Annotated in this window: 2 protein-coding genes; both read right to left on the bottom strand. The window is 60.5% G+C overall.

From position 1 onward, the window contains the following. Positions 1-157: 157 nt before the first annotated feature. The gene (locus IPZ49_RS15520) at positions 158-18,163 is read right to left on the bottom strand and encodes an Ig-like domain-containing protein (RefSeq protein WP_180258412.1); all 18,006 of its coding nucleotides are present in this window, start codon (positions 18,161-18,163) and stop codon (positions 158-160) included. A 120-nt stretch (positions 18,164-18,283) separates the two neighbouring features. Then, positions 18,284-19,597, bottom strand: a complete 1,314-nt coding sequence (locus IPZ49_RS15515) for a TolC family outer membrane protein (protein ID WP_223861947.1) — start codon at positions 19,595-19,597, stop codon at positions 18,284-18,286. Positions 19,598-20,088: the final 491 nt, after the last annotated feature.

Raw genomic sequence — 20,088 nt, 5'->3', positions numbered from 1 at the left:
GGCGATGATTTCGCACTGAAATGATACCTTTGCGAGATGATTAGAAATCGAACGTTACCTAAACAAGCCCGCAAAATAATCTTGTGAAATAGAGGGTTATGGCTATTAATGTAAAGAAACGCAAAAAGCCGCGAGGATCGCTCCCCGCGGCGTTGTTTTACGCAATTAACAGTTGATGATTTGCCAGCAGCGTCGCCAGATCCGTCTGCACGCCGTTCAGCGTCACCAGGGTGGTTGGCGAGAACTGGCCGCCCGTCCCGTCGAGGTCAACCTGGATCTCGGTGTTGCTGCCGTTCTGCACCACGCGGATGTAGTCAGCAATGTTGCCCGCGCTACTGTCCAGCGTCGCCACGCCGTTCACGTAGCTCGCCGAGCCGGTGCCGGTATAGCCGCTGTCGGAAAGCAGGTCGCGCAGATCGATGCGGTCCGTGTCTGCCGTCCCTTCCCAGGTACCGACGGTAAAGCCGTTCACCACATCGCTACCGTTGCCGCCCGTCGCGTCAGACGCGTTGATCAGCTTATAGAGCAGCGTGTCCTGACCGCCGCTGCCGATGTTGAAGGTGTCGTTACCGCCGCGGCCTTCGAACTGGTTATCACCGCTGTTGCCGGTGATCACGTCGTCATGGTCGGAGCCGTTAATCCCTTCAATATTCAACAACCGTGTAGTACCGAACCCGGTGTCCTGCGCCGTAGAGAGGCGCAAATCAACAGTTATCCCAGAGGTGGCATTGCGGTAATCCACCATGTCCATGCCGCCGGTATTGCTCCAGGTGTCGTAGTCGGAATGGGTATTCCAGCCGCCGGAGCCATTATAGGTATAGGTCCCATCCTCTGCGATAAAGGTGTCGTTATACCCGGTTCCGGTAATGGTTCCGCTGTGGCCGCCGGTGGCCGCTTCGGCGGTGAGAACATAACCCTCTTTGCCGTTGCTCGCGTCCAGGCCGGTCCAGGTGACGTTATCCGACACGCCGTTGGTGATCTTCACGATCTCCGCCGAGTAGGTTTCGTTCGGATCCAGCCCGTAGAAACTTACCAGCGCAGAGGTATCATTCGAGCCAATGCCGGACTGGGCGTTGATGATCTGCGAGGCCACCAGCACGCCCGCAGCGTTATACAGATTGACCGTGTTGCCATAGTAGGCGTTGATGCCTTCGCTATCGACAATGTGCAGATGCATCGCGGTACCGTCAGCGATCTCCGCATTGTTCTGCACCAGCACCACCTTGCCATTCTGCTGAGACACCAGCAGATCCTGCGCACCGTCCCAGTTGTAATCCACCGCGGCGACGCCGGTGACGTTAGCAAGCCCTGACGCCAGCTGGCTTGAAGTCCAGGTTGAGCCGTAGCCGTTGTTGGTGAACAAGGTTGCCGTCTGCGAGCCGCCGTAGGTGCTGAGCTTGATGATGTCCATCTGCCCATCGCCGTTCCAGTCCACCGCCACCGACAAATAGCCCGCCGTGGCGTTAGAGGCTTCCACCGCGCTCCTGGTGGTGGATAGCTGCCCGGTACCGTCGTTGTAGTAAATCACCCCGCCGTTGTTGTTGTAGCTGCTGCCAAGGTACAGGTCCATGTAGCCATCGCCGTTAAAGTCCGCCCACGTCATGGACGCCGCCGTGGTGGTATTCGAGGCGTTGGCCACAAACACGTTGGTCAGGTTCTGGCCAATGGAGAGCGTACCGTTCCCGTTGTTGTTTATCACGGTGAGCGAGTACGCCCCGCTGCGGTTGGTGTGCTGCACGATGTCCACGGTGCCGTCGTTGTTCAGGTCGACGCCGGAGATTTCACGTCCGGAATCGAACTGGCCGTAGAATCCACCTTCCCCGCCGGTGCCGTCCGGCGACAGAACGCCGTTGGTATTAACCAGGTAGGTCAGGGAGTCCATACCGGCATCTCCGTAGGCCAGATCCAGATAGCCATCCCCGGTTTTATCGTAGGCAATTACGCCGCCGTACCAGATAGTGGTCCCCATTGCCAGCTGGCTGGCGGTGTAACTGCTGCCATCGTAGGTCCACATCACCTGCGTAGAACCCGCGTAGGTGTTCTCAGTTGCGAAAATATCCTGGGTGCCGTTACGGTCAAAGTCGGCGGCGGTCTGACTCACTACGTAATAGCCACGGGTGTTGCTCAGCGTATTGCCGGCATAGGTCGAGCTATCGCTGCTGGAGTAAGACTGGCCGTTAGCAATGATATTCCACAGGCCGCTGCTGTTCGTGCCGACGGTCATGGTCGAGTTATTCAGGTTACCCGCAGTGGTCGCCCAGTCGGTATTCACCGAGGTGGTATCGATCACCAGGCTGCCGGTTGCCGTACCGGTGGTGTTACCGTTGCCCGCGCTACTCTTCACCTGCGCGGTTACGTCGTAGTTCGCCACGCTCAGGGCATCGCTGTCCGGGATCTGCAGATACCAGGTATTGTGATCCGGGTCGACTACCACCGCGCCGCCGGTCTGGGAGGTGTAGGTTTTCCCGTTCACCGTCACCACCAGATATTCACCGTTTACCAGGTCTGCGGAGACCGTACCGCTGACAATCGGCGTGGTATCCGAGGTGGTCTGGGCAGTAATCGCCGCCGTGGTGGTCGGGATGCTGGTATCGACGTTCAGCACAAAGCCATCCGATTCCGTGTAGTTACCGGCTTTGTCGGTGACGCGCAGAATGTAAGTGTGATTCCCGTCGAGCAGGCCGTTGTCCTGATAGGACCAGCTTGCGCTGCCGTTCATTGTGACCTGACCCAGCAAGATCCCGTCCCGGTAAAGCTGCACGATTTCGCCGTCTTCCGGAGCACGGTTAAGCGTACCGTTGATCAGTGGTGAGGTATCGTCCGTCGCGACTGATGCGCCGTACGTGCCCGTACGTTCACCTTCCCCGTCGGTATAGCTGACCACCGTTCCCACCGTTTCAGGCGGCGTGGTATCAACCGTTACCACCTGCGACGAGGTTGAGCCGACGTTGCCCGCCTGGTCGATGATCCGCACCTGCCAGGTGTAATCCCCGTCCGCCAGATCGCGGGTATCCGTATAGCTCCAGCGCTGGTTAGTGACGGCAGTGTCAATCCAGGTATTGCCGCCGTCGAGGCTGATCTGTACGCGCTCGTCGCTGGCCAGCGCGCTGCCCAACGAGCCGTTGATCGTCAGCGAGGTGTCCATGGTGATGAAATCACTCCCGGACTGCCCGGTATCTTCGCTGATGCTGTCAATGGTGATGCCGTACTGCGGCGCCTGGGTATCCACCGTCACGTCCTGCGTGGTGGTGGCCCCGACGTTGCCCGCCTGATCGACAACCCGCACCTGATAGCGGTAGTCGCCGTCGGCCAGGGTGCGCGCGTCGTTATAACTCCACCGGGTGCCGCTTACCGTGGCGTAAACCCAGGTAGTGCCGCCATCCATGCTCACCTGCACATACTCACCCGCCCCGAGTTCGGCCCCGAGCGTCCCGTTGAGCGTGTACGAGGTCGAACTGGTCAGGAAGTCGTTATTGTCGAAGCCGGTATCGACGGTGATGTTATCCACGGTCACCGTAATCGCCGCATCCGGCGCGACCGTATCGACCATCACCTGCTGATGAGCGCTGGCACCCACGTTGCCCGCCGCATCCACTACGCGAACGTAGTAGTCATAGGTCTGGTTACCCAGCGTGCGGCCGTCCACGTAGTACCAACTGTTGCCGGTGACGATCACGTTCTGCCAGCTGACTCCGCCGTCGATGCTAATCTGGGCATATTCGCCGTCGGCCAGCGTTGCGCCGAGCGAGCCGTGCAGCGTCAGGGAGGTATCATTGGTGATAAAGTCGCTGCTGCTCAGGCCGGTATCGTCGCTGATGCTGTCGATAGCGATCGTTTTGCTGGCGTCCGGCGCGACGGTATCAATGGTCACCACCTGGCTGGTGGTGGCGCTGATATTCCCCGCGTCGTCAATCACCCGCAGCTGGTAGTTGTAGTCTCCGTCGGCCAGCGTGCGGCCATCAACGTAGGTCCAGCTCAGACCGCTGACGCTCACGTCAGTCCAGGTCGCGCCACCGTCCAGGCTGATCTGCGCGTGGTCGCCGCTGCCCAGGGCCGCGCCGAGCGTCCCTTTCAGGCTAATCTGGTTGTCGCTGGTAATGAAGTCGCTGTCGGACAGGCCGGTATCCTGCGAGACGGAATCCACGGTAATGCTCGTCGCCGCAGGCTTCGTCAGATCGATTACCACGTCCTGGCTGTCCGTTGCCCCAACGTTGCCCGCGTTATCAATGACGCGCACCTGGTACGGGTACGTCCCGTCCGTCAGGGTACGCCCATCGGTGTAGCGCCAGGTGGTGCCGGTCACGGTCAGGTCAATCCAGGTTGAACCACCGTCCAGGCTGATCTGCGCCTTCTCGTTATTACCGAGCTGCGCGGTCAGGGAACCGTTCACCACCACCTGCTTATCGTTGGTGATGAAGTCACTCGCGCTCAGGCCGGTATCGTTTTGCAGGGAATCAATGCTGATCCCCATTGACGGTGCGGTGAGATCCACGGTGACGCTGTGGTTATCGCTGGCGCTGTTGCCGATGGCGTTGCTCACCTGCGCATTGATCACGTACGAACCGCCGTCCGCCAGCGCGGTCACGTCTGCGCTGCCGACCGTATAGCTCCAGGTGCCGTCATTTTGAACGGTAGCCGTGTAGGTTTTACCGTTAAGCGTAATGGTCACCGTCTGGCCCGCAGGCGCGTCGGTGGTGCCGCTGACAATTAGCGGCGTGCCGTGCTCGGCGGCGTTGACGATATCGTCCTGGGCAAAGGTGTTAATGACGATGGTCGGCACGTCGCCGTTCAGCGTCACGTCGTGTGTTGCGCTGCCCGGGTTACCCGCCTTATCGCTCACCGTAGCCGTAATGGTGTAATCCCCATCGCTCAGGCCGAGGAAGTCGCGGCCCGGCACGAAGACCGACCACGAACCGTCTGCTCCAACGGTCGCCTGATAGCTGTGCCCGTTGAAGGAGACGGTCACCGTCTGGCCCTGCTCCGCGGTGGTGGTCCCGCTAATAGTCTGCCCCGCCAGCTGCTCGGCGTTGTTGACGATATCGTCATCGGCCACGGTGCTGATGGTGACGGCTGGTGCGCCGGTATCGACCGTTAAGGTATGGGTCGTCTGGCCGCTGTTACCGGCTTTATCGTTGACCACGGCGGTCACCGTCAGCGCACCCTGGCTCAGTGCGACCAGGTCTGCCGCCGGAACGTCCAGCGTCCAGGTGCCATCGCTGCCGACAAGCGCAGTGTAGGTTTTTCCGCCCAGCGTGACGGTCACAGTCTGGCCTGCTTCCGCGCTGGAAGAGCCGTGTACGGTGAGCGGCTGCTGAGCTTCCGCCGCATTCAGCACGTCGTCGCCCGACAACGTGTTCACGCTAATCACCGGCGAGGTGGTGTCCACGCTGATGGTATGCGTCGCCGAGGCGCTGTTCCCGGCGCTGTCCTGCGCCGAAGCAGAAACCTGGTAGCTCGCGCCGTCGGCCAGAGCGCCCACGTCGGCGGCTGGAACGGTGGTCTGCCAGGCGCCGTCGCTCTGAATGGTGGCCGTATAGCTCTTACCATTCAGGGTGATAGTGACCTGCGTGCCGCTGGCGAACTGCGCACTGGAACCGTTGATAACCAGCGACGCGCCCGCTTCTGCCGCATTGATCACGTCATCACCGCTGAGGGTGTTGACGGTCAGCGCGACCGATGCGGTATTTACCACCACGTCATGGGTCTGAGTGCTGCTGTTGCCTGCGCTGTCGGTGATAGTCGCGCTGAGGGTTACGGTGCCGTCGGCCAGTGCGGAAATCACGCTGGCCGGAACGCCCACGCTCCAGTAACCGCTGGCGTCAACGGTGGTGGTGTACTGATTCGAACCGATGGTGATAATCAGCTTATCGCCGACGCTGGCGCCGGTTGCGGTGCCGCTGACGATCTGCGCCTGCCCGTGCTCCACGCTGTTGATGACGTCATCACCCGCCACGACGTTAAAGCTGACGGTCGGCGGCGTGGTATCAAGCGTAATCGCTTTACCCGCGCTGCCCGGGTTACCCGCGGCGTCACTCACGCTCACCTGCACGGTGTAGCCGTTATCCGCCAGGGCGGACAGGTCTGTGCCCGGCACGTTAACGCTCCAGACGCCGCCCTGCTGAACCTGCGCGGTGTAGCTGTTCCCGCCGAAGGTTACGGTTACCGTCTGACCGACTTCCGCCGTGGTGGTGCCGGAAATGGCCACGCCCGCAGCCGCTTCGCTGCCGTTGATCACGTTGTCGCCTGCGACCGTGTCAATCGTCACGGTTGGCGCGGTGGCATCTACACTGTATTCGCGGCCCGCCGAAGCGCTGTTGCCGTGCGCGTTGGTGATGCTCACCTGCACGCTGGCGTCGCCGTCTTTCAGACCCGCAAGATCCGAGGAAGGCACGTTCGCCGTCCAGTTGCCGTCGGCATCGACTTTGGCGGTGTAAGACTTGCCGCCAAAGGTGATGGTAACGATCTGGTTCTCTTCCACATTGGATGTGCTGCCGGAAAGCACCAGATCCGCGCCTTTCTCCGCCGCATTAATCACGTCGTCGGTGGCGATGGCATCGATGCTGATTGCCACGGCTGCCAGATCGACGGTGACGTCGTGGCTGATGGAGACCGGATTGCCCGCCGCGCTCTGGCCCGCTACGGTGACGGTCATCGTGCCTGCGGCCAGAGCGCCCACGTCTGCCGCCGGGATCGCCGCGGTCCAGGAGCCGTCTGCCAGTACCGACGCGGCATAGGTCTTGCCATTCAGGGTCACGGTGAGCGTAGTGCCCGCCGCCAGCCCATCGCTTGAGCCAGTGACGATAAGATTCTGACCATGCTCAATGCTGTTGATCACGTCATCGCCCGCCACGGTATCCACGCGCAGCCCCGGCAGGCTGGCGTCGATAGTGATATCGCGCTCGCCCGTTCCCGAATTGCCATGGTCATTAGTGACGGTCGCTGACACCGTTAAATCGCCGTTGCCCAGCGCCGTCAGAACCGACTCAGGCACGTTCACGGACCAGGTCAGATCGCTCTGCACCGTCGCGGTGTAGCTGTTGCCGACGATGGTCACCGTCACGGTGTTGCCCGCCTCAGCGTTCGTTACCCTGCCGCTGAGGGTCTGCCCCGCAGCCACTTCCGCCGCGTTAATCACGTTGTCGCCCGCCACTGTGTTGATGGTGACGGTTGGCAGCGCGGTGTCGACAAGCAGGTTCGCGGTATTGCTCACGCTGTTGCCCACGCCGTTGGTGGCGGTCGCGCTCAGGGTGTAGTTGGCTTCGCCCAGGCTCGCCAGATCCGCCGCCGGAACGGTCAGGCTCCAGGTGCCGTCTGCCGCAGTTGTCGCCGTGTAGTTTTTACCGTTCAGAATTACGGTCACCACGGTGCCTTCCGCCAGGTTGGCGCTGGTGCCGCTGAGGCTCAGGTCCTGCCCTTTTTCTACCGCGTTCAGGACGTTGTCATCGCTGATGGCGTTGAAGCTGACCGACGGCAGACCGGTATCGACGGTCACATTATGCGTGCCGCTGCCGGTGTTGCCCGCCGCGTCGGTGACAGACGCAGTGACGGTCACGGTGCCGTCGCTGAGGACTGAAATGACGCTGGCCGGAACGCCCACGCTCCAGTTACCCGCCGCGTCCAGCACGGTGGTATAAGTCTGGCCGCCGATCGTGACGGTGACCTTATCGCCCGCTGCCGCGCCGGTGGCGGAGCCGCTGACGATCTGCGCCTGATTGTGTTCAGCCGCGTTAATCACATCGTCACCTGCAACGGTGTGGATGGTCACCCCAGGAACGGTCACATCCACCGTCAGAGTGTGATCAACCGATGCCGGGTTACCCGCCTTGTCGCTGACTGAGGCAGTGACCGTCACGCTGCCGTCGGTTAATCCTGCCAGATCCGCCGCCGGAACGTTCAGCGTCCAGCTGCCGTTCGCGCTGACGGTTGTGGTGTAATCTTTGCCGTTCAGCGATACGGTCAGCGTCTGGCCCGCTTCGGCGGTGCTGGTGCCGGAGATTGCCAGGTCAGACTGCGCTTCCGTGGCGTTCAGGATATCGTCTGTGGCAATCGTGTTGATGGTCACGGACGGCGCGGTAGCATCCACGCTGTACTCGTGGCCCGCAGACGCGCTGTTGCCGTTCACGTTGGTGACGCTCACCTGCACGCTGGCGTCGCCATCCTTCAGGCCAGCCAGATCCGCTGACGGCACGGTGTAAGTCCAGTTGCCGCTGTCGTCCACGGTGGTGGTGTAGATCCTGCCGTTCAGACTGATGGTCACGGTCTGCCCGGCTTCCACGTTGGTGGTCGCACCGGACAGCACCAGATCCGCGCCCTTCTCCGCCGCGTTAATCACGTCGTCGGTGGCAAGCGCATTGATGCTGATGGCAACGGTAGCCAGATCCACGGTCACATCGTGGCTGATGGTGATCGGGTTACCCGCCGCGCTGTCGCCGGTAACGCTGATTTTCACGGTGCCTTCCGGCCACGCGCTCACGTCGGTGGACGGGATCGCCGCGCGCCAGGTGCCGTCTGCCAGTACCGTTGCCGCGTAATCTTTACCGTTGACGGTAACCGTCAGCGCCGTGCCCGGCGCCAGCCCGTCGCTGGAGCCTGAAACAATCAGGTTCTGCGCGTGCTCAATGGTGTTGATCACGTCATCACCTGCCACGGTATTCACGCGCAGGCCCGGCAGGTTAGCGTCGATAGCGATCTCGCGTTCGCCGGTGCCGGTGTTGCCGTGGCCGTTGGTGACGGTTGCCGTCACGCTCAGGCTGCCGTTGCCGAGTGCGGTCAGCACGTCAGACGGCACATTCACGGACCAGGACAGATTGTTCTGCACCGTTGCGGTGTAGCTGAGGCCGCCGATAGTCACGGTCACGGTGTTGCCCGCTTCGGCATTCGCCACGGTGCCGCTCAGGGTCTGACCTGCCGCCACTTCCGCCGCGTTAATCACGTTGTCGCCCGCCACGGTGTTGATGGTGACGGTTGGCAGCGCGGTGTCCACCAGCAGGTTCGCGGTGTTGCTCACGCTGTTGCCCACGCCGTTGGTGGCGGTCGCGTTCAGGGTGTAACTGGCCTGACCGAGACCGGCCAGATCCGCCGCCGGAACCGTCAGGCTCCAGGTGCCGTCTGCCGCAGTTGTCGCCGTGTAGTTTTTGCCGTTCAGAATTACGGTCACCACGGTGCCTTCCGTCAGGTTGGCGCTGGTGCCGCTGACGCTCAGGTCCTGCCCTTTTTCAACGGCGTTCAGGACGTTGTCATCACTGATGGCGTTGAAGCTGACCGACGGCAGACCGGTATCGACGGTCACATTATGCGTGCCGCTGCCGGTGTTGCCCGCCGCGTCGGTGACTGACGCAGTGACGGTCACGGTGCCGTCGCTGAGGCCTGAAATCACATTTGCCGGAACGCCCACGCTCCAGTTACCCGCCGCGTCCAGCACGGTGGTGTAAGTCTGGCCGCCGATCGTGACGGTGACCTTATCGCCCGCCGCCGCGCCGGTGGCGGAGCCGCTGATAATCTGTGCCTGCTTGTGTTCAGCCACGTTAATCACGTCGTCGCCTGCCACGGTGTGGATGGTCACAGTCGGAACGGTGACGTCCACCGTCAGGTTGTGGTCCACCGACGCCGGGTTACCCGCCTTGTCGCTGACTGAGGCAGTGACCGTCACGCTGCCGTCGGTTAATCCTGCCAGATCCGCCGCCGGAACGTTCAGCGTCCAGCTGCCGTTCGCGCTGACGGTTGTGGTGTAATCTTTGCCGTTCAGCGACACGGTCAGCGTCTGGCCCGCTTCGGCGGTGCTGGTGCCGGAGATTGCCAGGTCTGACTGCGCTTCCGTGGCGTTCAGGATATCGTCTGTGGCAATCGTATTGATGGTTACGGACGGCGCGGTAGTATCCACGCTGTACTCGCGCCCCGCCGAGGCGCTGTTGCCGTTCACGTTGGTGACGCTTACCTGCACGCTGGCATCACCCTCTTTCAGACCGGTCAGATCCGCAGATGGCACCGTGGCGGTCCATTTACCCTCAGCGTCCACCGTGGCGGTGTAGTTCTTGCCGCCGAAGGTGATGGTGACGGTTTGATTTTCCTCCACGTTCGCAGTGGTGCCGGAGAGCACCAGATCTTCGCCCTTCTCGGCGGCGTTGATCACGTCATCGGTGGCAAGCGCATTGATGCTGATGGCGACGTTTGCCAGATCCACCGTCACATCATGGTTGATAGCCACCGGATTGCCCGCGCTGCTCTGCCCTTCAACGGTCACGGTGACCGTGCCTGCGGCAAGGGCACTCACGTCCGCAGAAGGGATCGCCGCACTCCAGGTACCGTCTGCCAGCACGGTAGCCGCATAGGTTTTGCCGTTTACGGTGACGGTCAGCGCCGTACCCGCCGTCAGGCCGTCGCTTGAACCCGTGATAATCAGATTCTGCCCGTGTTCGATGCTGTTAATCACGTCATCGCCCGCCACGGTGTCCACGCGCAGGCCCGGCAGATTCGCGTCTATCACGATTTCGCGCTCGCCCGTTCCGCTATTGCCCACGCCGTTGGTGACACTGGCTGACACGGTTAAATCGCCGTTGCCCAGTGCGGTCAGCACCGACTCCGGCACGCTCACGGACCAGGTGAGATCGCTCTGCACCGTTGCGGTGTAGCTGTTGCCGCCAATGGTCACGGTCACGGTGTTGCCTGCTTCGGCATTCACCACCTTACCGCTGATGGTCTGGCCGGTTGCCAGCTCCGCCGCGTTAATGACGTCGTCACCTGCCACGGTGTTGATAATCACGCCCGGCAGAACGGATTCCACGTTCACGGTGTGCGAGGTGCTGGTGCTGTTGCCGACGCTGTCCGTCGCGGAGGCCGACACGGTGTAAAGCGCTTCACCCAGTTGCCCCACCTCGCTCGCCGGAACGGTGGTGGTCCATTGGCCATTGGTAGCTACCGTGGCGCTGTACGCTTTGCCGTTGAGCATCACGGTCACCACCGCGCCCGCCGCCAGCCCGGAAGCCGTACCTGTGATGGTCAGATCCTGAGTTTTCTCGGTGTTGTTGATCACATCGTCACCGGACACAGTGTCAATGGTCAGCACCGGCGCGGTGAGGTTGACTTCAACCTCGTGCGTTGTGCTGTTGCTGTTTCCGGCTTTATCGGTCAGCGCCGCGGTGATGGTGTGATCCCCTGCGGTCAGAGCACTCACGTCCGCCGCAGGCACGCCCACGTTCCACTTGCCGGAAGCGTCCAGGGTCGCCGTGTAATCTTTGTTATTGATGGTGACGGTCACCACGTCACCCGCCGCCGCACCGGTCACGGAACCGGTGACAATCAGCGCCTGCGCATGCTCGGCGCTGTTGATCACGTCGTCGTCGGAAACGGTGTTAATGGTCAGCTGTGGCACTGTGGTATCCACCAGCACATCGCGATCCGCCGAGGCCGGGTTACCCGCTTTATCCTGGACGGCTGCCGTGATGGTGTAACTGCCGTCGGTAATCGCGCCGACATCCGCAGACGGTACGGTGACGCTCCAGCTGCCGTTCGCCTGTACGGTGGTGGTGTAGTCCACGCCGTTCAGCGTCACGGTGACGGTCTGGCCCGCTTCGGCGTTGGAGACACCGTTAACGACCAGATCCTGCTGCGCTTCGGCCGCGTTGATGATGTTGTTGTCGCTGACGATCTCGATGGACACCGTCGGCGCGGTGGCGTCCACGCTGTACTCGCGGCCCGCCGAGGCGCTGTTGCCGTTTACGTTGGTGACGCTGACCTGCACGCTGGTGTCGCCGTCTTTCAGTCCGCCCAAATCGGCAGACGGTACGGTCGCCGTCCAGTGGCCGCTGGCATCCACCGTCGCGCTATAGGTCTTACCGCCGAAAATGATAGTAACGGTCTGGTTTTCTTCCACGTTGGTGGTCGAGCCGGACAGCACTAGATCCGCACCCTTCTCGGCTGCGTTAATCACGTCGTCGGTAGCTACGGCGTCGATGCTGATGGCGACCGGCGCCAGATCCACCTTCACGTCATGGCTGATGGAAACCGGATTACCCGCCGCGCTCTGGCCGTCAACGGTCACGGTGACTGTACCTGCGCTCAGCGCGCCGACGTCAGCCGCCGGAATAGCCGCCGTCCAGGTGCCGTCCGCCAGCACGGTTGCCGCGTAGGTTTTGCCGTTGACGGTGACCGTCAGCGCCGATCCGCTCGCCAGCCCGTCGCTGGAGCCGGTGATAATCAGGTTTTGAGTATGCTCGATGCTGTTGATCACATCGTCGCCTGCCACGGTATCCACGCGCAGGCCCGGCAGGCTGGCATCAATCGTGATGTCGCGCTCGCCGGTGCCGGTGTTGCCGTGGCCGTTGGTCACGCTCGCTGTTACGGTGAGATCGCCGTTACCGATAGCGGTTAAGACGTCAGATGCCACGTTAACCGACCAGCTCAGATCGTCCTGAACCGTCGCGGTATAGGTGTTGCCCCCGATACCGATCGTGACAGTGTCACCGCTCGCCGCGCCGCTCACTTTCCCGCTCAGGGTTTGTCCGGAAGCCACTTCCGCTGCGTTAATCACGTCGTCGGTGGCAACTGCATTAATGGTGACCTGCGGCAGCGCGCTGTCGACCAGCACGCTATGGCTGGTGTTCGCGCTATTACCCGCGGTATCGGTCACGCTGGCCGTCACGCTGTAGCTCGCTTCGCCCAGTGCCGAGACGTTTGCCGCCGGAACGGTGAAGCTCCAGTTACCGCTGGCATCGGTGGTGGCGGCGTAACTGATACCGTTCAGGGTTACGGTGATGCGGGTCCCGTCCGGCTGGTTGCTGGTGCCGGAGACCAGCAGATCCTGACTTCTCTCGGTCGCGTTGATCACGTCGTCAACCGCCAGGGTAGTGATGGCAATCACCGGCGCGGTCAGGGAGACGTCAAACGCGTGCGTCGTGCTGGTGCTGTTGCCCGCTTTATCGGTGAGCGTGGCGGAGATCGTTTGATCGCCGTTAGCCAGCGCGCCCACGTCCGCCGCCGGAACGCCCACGCTCCAGTTACCGGCACCGTCCAGCATGGCGGTGTAGTCTTTGCCGTTCAGGGTCAGGGTAATCACATCGCCCGCCTGCGCGCCCGTCACCTTGCCGGTGACAATCAGCGCCTGGCCGTGCTCGGCAATATTAACAATGTCGTCGCCCGCCACAATGTTGAAGGTAATCTGCGGCACGGTAGTGTCGACCAGCACGGACGCCCCCGCGCTGGCCGGGTTGCCCGCTTTATCGAACACGGTCGCCGTGACCGCCGCGCTACCGTCTGCGATCCCCGCCAGATCCGCCGCCGGTACATCCAGCGTCCAGCTGCCGTTTGCCTGCACCTGGGCGGTGTACTGATTGCCGTTGAAGGTCACGGTGACCGTCTGGCCTGCTTCGGCAGTAGACGTCCCGCTCAGGGTCAGGTCCTGCGCCGCCTCTGCCGCATTTAGCATGTTGTCGCCGCTGATGGTGTTGATGGTGACCGCTGGCGCGGCGGTATCGACGCTGAATGCCTGCGAGGAAGAGGCCGCGTTGCCGTTCACGTTGGTTACGCTGACCTGTACGCTGGCGTCGCCATCCTTCAGGCCGCTCAGATCGGCAGCCGGTACGGTGCAGGTCCAGTCGCCGTTGGCATCGACCATCGTGGTCCAGGTTTTACCCGCAAAGATAATGGTAACGGTCTGGCCCGCTTCAACGTTCGAGGAGGAGCCGGACAGCACCAGATCCTGGCCTTTTTCTGCCGCGTTCAGCACGTTGTCGTCCGTCACGCTGTTGATGCTTATCGCCACCGGGGCGAGATCGACATCCACCACGGTACCGATGTTCACCGGGTTGCCGGAGGTATCCTGCGCGCTGGCGCTGATGGTGAGCGACCCGTCCTCCCACCGGGAGACGTCCGCGGCCGGAACCGCAGCCTGCCAGGTGCCGTCCGCCAGTACCGAGGCGGAATAACTCTTGCCGTTGATGGTCACGGTGACGGTGCTACCCGCCGCCAGGTCGGTGCTGGTGCCGGAGATAACCAGGTTCTGCGCGTGTTCAATAACGTTAATGACGTCGTCACCGGCGACGGTATCAATGCGCAGGCCGGGCAACTGGGCGTCAATGGTGACATCCAGGGAAGACGATCCGGTATTACCGTGCCCGTTCGTCACGCTGGCCGATACGGTCAGGTCGCCGTTGCCGAGCGCGGTTAACTGACTCTGGGTTAACGGCAGGCTCCAGGTGAGATCGTCCTGTACGGTAGCCGTGTATGTCTGCCCGCCGATGATAATGGTGACGGTATCGCCCGATGCCGCGTTCGATACTTTCCCGGTCAGGGTTTGCCCTGCGGCCACTTCCGCCGCGTTAACGATATTGTCGCCCGCGACGTTGTTGAGGGTAACAACCGGCAGCGAGCTGTCCACCAGTACATCGTGCGTGGCAGAGGCGCTGTTGCCCACATTATCGGTGACGCTCGCCGTCACGGTGTAATTGGCTTCACCCAGCGCGCTCACCGCAGAGGCGGGTACGGTAACGCTCCAGTTGCCGCTGGAGTCGGTGGTGGCTGCATAGTTGATACCGTTCAGATTAACGGTGATGGTGGTTCCTTCCGGCTGGTTGCTGGTACCGGAAAGCAGCAGATCTTCGCCCTTCTCTGCCGCATTGATCACGTCATCCGCTGCCAGCGTATTAATACCGATTACAGGCGTGACTGTATTGACCACCACATCCACTGAACTGCTGCCGGTGTTGCCGGACCGATCGGTCACGGAGACGTTAATGGTCCAGGTGCCGTCCGTCAGCCCCTGAACGACGGACGCAGGCAGGCCGAGGCTCCAGTTGCCCGCCGCATCCACCACGGTGGTGTAGTCCACGTTATTGATGGTGATGATGACCAAATCACCCGCCGCCGCGCCGGTAACGAAGCCGCTCAGGATCTGCGCCTGTGAATGGGCCAGCTGGTTAACGGTGTTGGTGTCGGTGACGAAATCGTTGATGGTCACCTGCGGCACGGTGGCATCCACCAGCCCAACGCGGTCCGCGCTGCTGCTGTTGCCCGCCACGTCACTGACGGTGGCCGTGACGGTGACATTGCCATCGGTCAGCGCGCCAACGTCGGCGGCAGGCACGTTCAACTGCCAGCGACCGTCCGCCTGGACCGTGGTCTGGTAAGATTTACCGTTCAGCGTCACGGTGACCGTCTGGCCCGCTTCAGCGGTTGTGCTGCCGCTGAGCACCAGATCCTGCTGCGCTTCTGCCGCATTAATGATGTTGTCGTCGGTCAGGTTATCAAGCGTAATGGCTGGCGGCTGTGTATCGACAATCACCACGCGTGAGGCGTCCGCGCTGTTGCCGTTGACGTTAGTCACGCTGACGCTCACCTGCGCCCGCCCGTCGATCAGCGTTTCCATCGCGCTCGCCGGAACGGTCAGGCGCCAGGAGCCGTCCTGCTGCACCTGTGCGGTAAAGGTTTGATCCGCGAATTTCACCACCACGGTTTGCCCGGCCTCTACGCCCTGCGTCTGACCGGAAAGGGTGACATCCGCGCCTTTTTCCGCCGCGTTGAGCATATCGTCAGTGGTTACGGTATCGATGGTGACGGCCACCGCGTTCAGGTCAAGCTCGATCGGGTGTTCAGCCGCCACGGTGTTGCCCCAGGCATCTTCCGCACTGACGCTGACGGTCATGCCTCCCGCCGTCCATGCCTGAAGGTCCGCCGACGGCACGCCAATCTGCCAGCTGCCGCTGGCGTTAACCGTGGTGACGTATTCAACATTATTGATGATGACGGTGATCTGTGTGCCTTCGGCCAGATGAGTGCTGGAGCCGGTCACGGCCAGATCCTGCTGCTGTTCAATGGCGTTAATCACGTCATCGCCAGAGATCGTGTTCACGCGCAGGCCCGGCAGTTCGGCGTTGATGTTGATATCACGCTCGCCGGTGCCGGTGTTGCCGTGCGCATTGGTGACAGAGGCGCTGAAGGTTAACTCGCCGTCGCCAAACGCCTGGAGGTCGGCCGATGGGATGGTCACGCTCCATTTCAGGTCGCTGCCAACCGTCGCGGTGTAGCTCTTGCCGCCCACGGTGACAGAGACGGTATCGCCCGCCGCCGCGCCGGTGACGCGTCCGCTGAGGGTTTGGTCAACCGCCGCTTCGGCATTATTGACCAGGTTATCCCCGGCAAAGGAGTTGAGGATCACCTGCGGCAACGCGGTATCGACCAGCAGATTCGCCTCGGCGGAGCCGCTGTTACCCACGCTGTCGGTGCCGCTGACGCTCACGGTGTAAAGGGTATTCGCCAGATCCAGCACGTCGGAAACCGGCACCTGAACGGACCAGCTACCGTTCTCAACGGTGGCCTGATAGTTAACGTTGTTCAGCGTCACGGTGACAGCGCTGCCGTTCGGCAGATTACTGGTCCCGCTCAGGCTCAGGGGCTGCATGGCCTCCTGCGCATTCAGGACGTTATCCTGGCTGATGGGGTCAAGGGTAAATTCCGGCGGGTTGCCGCTGAGCGTAATGCCGTGCGTCGCGCTGCTGGTGTTGCCCGCCGCATCGGTCACGGAGACCGAAAGGCTGTGGCTACCTTCACCCAGCGCGCCAATGACAGAGGCTGGCACGCCGACGCTCCAGCTGCCGTCCGCCTGGACGACACCGGTAAAGGTCTTACCGCCAACGGTCACGGTGACAACGTCGCCCGCCGCCGCGCCGTTCGCCTGGCCGGAAATAATCTGAGCCTGCCCCTGCTCGCTGGTGTTCAGAATGTCGTCGCCCGCGACAGTGTTGATAGTGACCACTGGCGCTGCGGTATCGACCGTGAAATCGGCGGTGGTGGAGGCCCCGTTACCCGCTTTGTCGCTGACGTTTGCCGTCAGGGTGTGCTCGCCGTTAGCCATCGCCTGTACTTCACTGGCCGAAAGCGTAACGGACCAGGTGCCGTCGCTGCCCACGGTCGCCGTGTGATTTTTGCCGTTCAGCGTGACCGTCACAATCTGGCCCGCTTCCGCATCGGTTTTTCCGGTCAGCGTCAGCGGCTGATTATGTTCAGCCGCGTTGATGATGTTGTCCTGGGCGATCGTGTCGACAGAAATCGCTGGCGCAGCGGTATCGACGCCAATCGTCTGGCTGCCGGTCACGGTGTTGCCCGCCGCGTCTTTGCCGCTGACGTTGACCGTCCAGGTACCATCGCCCAGCGCCTGCGCGTCAGCAGCAGGCACCTTCACGCTCCATGCGCCGTTTGCCCCCACTTCTGCGGAATAGGTTTTACCGTTCAGCGTGACGGTAAGCGCCGTTCCCTGCGCCAGGTTTTTGCTGGTGCCGGACAGCGTAAAGCCAGCGGCCTGCTCGCTGGCGTTGATCACGTTATCGCCCGCCGTGGTGGCGAGCGTCACGCTGGTATCCGCTGTAGAAACGGTTACGGTAATACTGCCCGCAGAGGTCGTTTTACTGCCGTCGATCTGGACGACGGACCAGGTATGTTCCCCCTCCGCCTGGGTCGGAAGTGTTACCGTCCAGGTGCCGTCCTTTGCGACCATGGTGCTGGCGATGGTGCTGCCGCTGCTGTCTTTAACCTGAATGGTCGCGCCCGGCTGCCCGGTACCGCTGAAGGTTGGGGTGTTATCATCCGTGACCTCTTTTGCACTCAGCACCCCCTGCTTGTCACCCGCGTTATCCGTCAGTAAAAATGTTGGCGTGGCGCTTTCGACTTCTTTTGTATTATCAATAACTTTAGTTTTGGTTTCGCCGTCACCGCCGTGAGCCAGCAGTGCGCCAATCGCACCGCCTCCCAACGCCGCTCCGGCAATCCAGCCCCACGGCGCATCGCTTAAGACGCTTCCCTGCTCCAGAAAAGGTTCAATGCTGCTAATGGGTGCAGCCTGGGCGGTTAATTCGGTGGCGGCAACGCCTGATGCTTCCCCGGCATCGGCAAATGAAATATGCGTCAACTCCTGGTTATCGTTAAATACCAGTTCGGAATGATTATGGGTTTCCGTGTCTTCGACAAAATAATTATTGCAGCGGATCACGCTGCCATCTTTCATATAAATGAGGAGGTCATTCCCCTGGCGGACATAACGCACCACGTCCTGAGCAGAACCCTGAATTTCAATCACGCTCGGCGATGAAATAGAGACCGAGAGATTCCCTTCACCGGTTAATTTCGTTTTTTCTGCCGTTTTTCGAATGATAACATCAACAACTTTTGCGTTACTCATATTCTTCTCCTTGCAGGTGCGCGTATTCCTGTGGTTATGTCCACCAGAGGGATGTAACTATCCCTGGGAAAAACCACCCATTATTGTCTGACTTATTTCGCGCAGAAAGGCGCGCCTTTTTTAACTCAAATCAGGTAATTTCGCGGCAGCGTTTTTCTCTATTCCGATAAGCGGCATGAGATTATCCACCGCGGAGGCGTAATTAATCGCCGCGCTCCAGCCATCGTATTCAGCCATTATTTTCGCTGAGGTGGCAGACCAGACATCCTGCTCCACGCTGAGCAGATCGTTAATGCTGCGCTTGCTCAGGGTATATTCATTTTTGTAGACGTCGCGGGCGCGCAACGCATTTTCCAGCTGACGTTTTCCGGCCTCCATACGTCCTTGCGCCCCGGTCCAGTCGGCCTGTGCGACGGAGGCTTTTTGCAGGACATCAAAACGGGCCTGATCGACCTGAGACGATGCCATTGCCCTTGCGCCCTCGGCCTGACGGACGCGCGCCGAGACCGCGCCGCCCTGATAAAGCGGTGCATCAATATTGAGCTGGATCTGATCATCCCAGTACGCGCGATTATCAGACTCGTACCGGGTGCGGCCCCCTTTCAGGCTTAAGGTTGGCCAGTGCTGTGACTTCGCGGTTTCTACGCCGTACTGGGCTGAACGCTCCATGTTCTGCGCGGCCATCACCGTTGGGATCAGTGAATAATCAATTCGATTGAGAGAATCCGACTCCACGGCCAGACCTCCCGGAACCGGTGAATAGCGTTCAGCCTGTATGCCAGTTAATACCGCCAGCCGCGCGCGGGCGCTGTTCAGGGACGCATTGTACTGCTCTACCGTCGCCTGCATTCCGGCAATACGGGTGCGGGTCTGAAGCTCATCAGAGGTGGAGCTTACCCCTGCATCGGCGCGGAGTTTTGCCAGCTGCTCAACGTTTTTAAGCGCCTGCACGTTCTCTGTTGCCGCCTGTAACAGATCGCTGTAGCGTTTCACTTCCACATAGCTGAGGGCCGTTTTTTCCGCGACGGCAGACATCGTGCTCATCAGCTGGTAGCGATAGCTGTCACGCTGAGCTGAAGACTGGCTGATGCTGTTATTGGTCTTGCCAAAATCGTACACAAGCTGCGTCAGGCTCAGACCCCAGGCTGCGGAATTTCGCAACGAGCCGCTCGAATCGGTGGTCTGGCTGTGACCCGTACTCCCGTTCAAGGCTATTTGTGGCATCCAGCCACTACGCGCTTCGTCTATTTGTGCCTGGCCAATCCCCAGCTGTGCAGCCTGCTGACTCACCGACGGGTCGCGGTCAAGAGCGAAAAGAATACTTTCTTTCATCGTCATTGCCGCAACGGGAGATATCCCTACCAGACCGTTAGTTGCATGAGCCGCAGTCACCACCAGTGAAATTAAGGTCAGGGAAGCAGATAATCTGAGCATCCTGTTATTGCATTTCATCTTTATAATACCCCCGACTTCAGGTGATGGCTAAATAATTACCAGGAAGAGGTACAAATAATTCACCCTATTTGCCCCACTCCTGTTTGATAAATTCCGCCAATAGTCGCCCACACCAATTTCAATTGAGATGAGAGCCGTACAATCTCTTTTTTTCTTTTAAGAATTTACTTAAATATTTATTGATTCGCAGCATAACAAAATGTGATATGAGCGACCACATCCGTAATGTTAATGTGGTGTTACAAATAAGAAAAAAGATGGGGTTTCTGGACAAATGGCTATTAGATGCGTTTACGCTGAATCATATAAACCCTCTGTAATTTAAGGAAAATCCTGAAACACCTTGATGTACATTTTTGCGTTTATTTCATCTCGAATCAGACACAAAGATTTTCAAAGAACTGTCAATTTAAGTCATTCGCTGATTAATATTAAATTATTTTACTTTAAAAAGAATATCTAATAGATAT

The sequence above is a fragment of the Enterobacter cloacae complex sp. S2 genome (assembly GCF_015159675.1).
GTDB classification, from domain to species: Bacteria; Pseudomonadota; Gammaproteobacteria; order Enterobacterales; family Enterobacteriaceae; genus Enterobacter; species Enterobacter intestinihominis.
The sequence above is the reverse complement of the archived record's forward strand: the minus strand, read 5'-3'. Positions and strand labels throughout refer to the sequence as shown.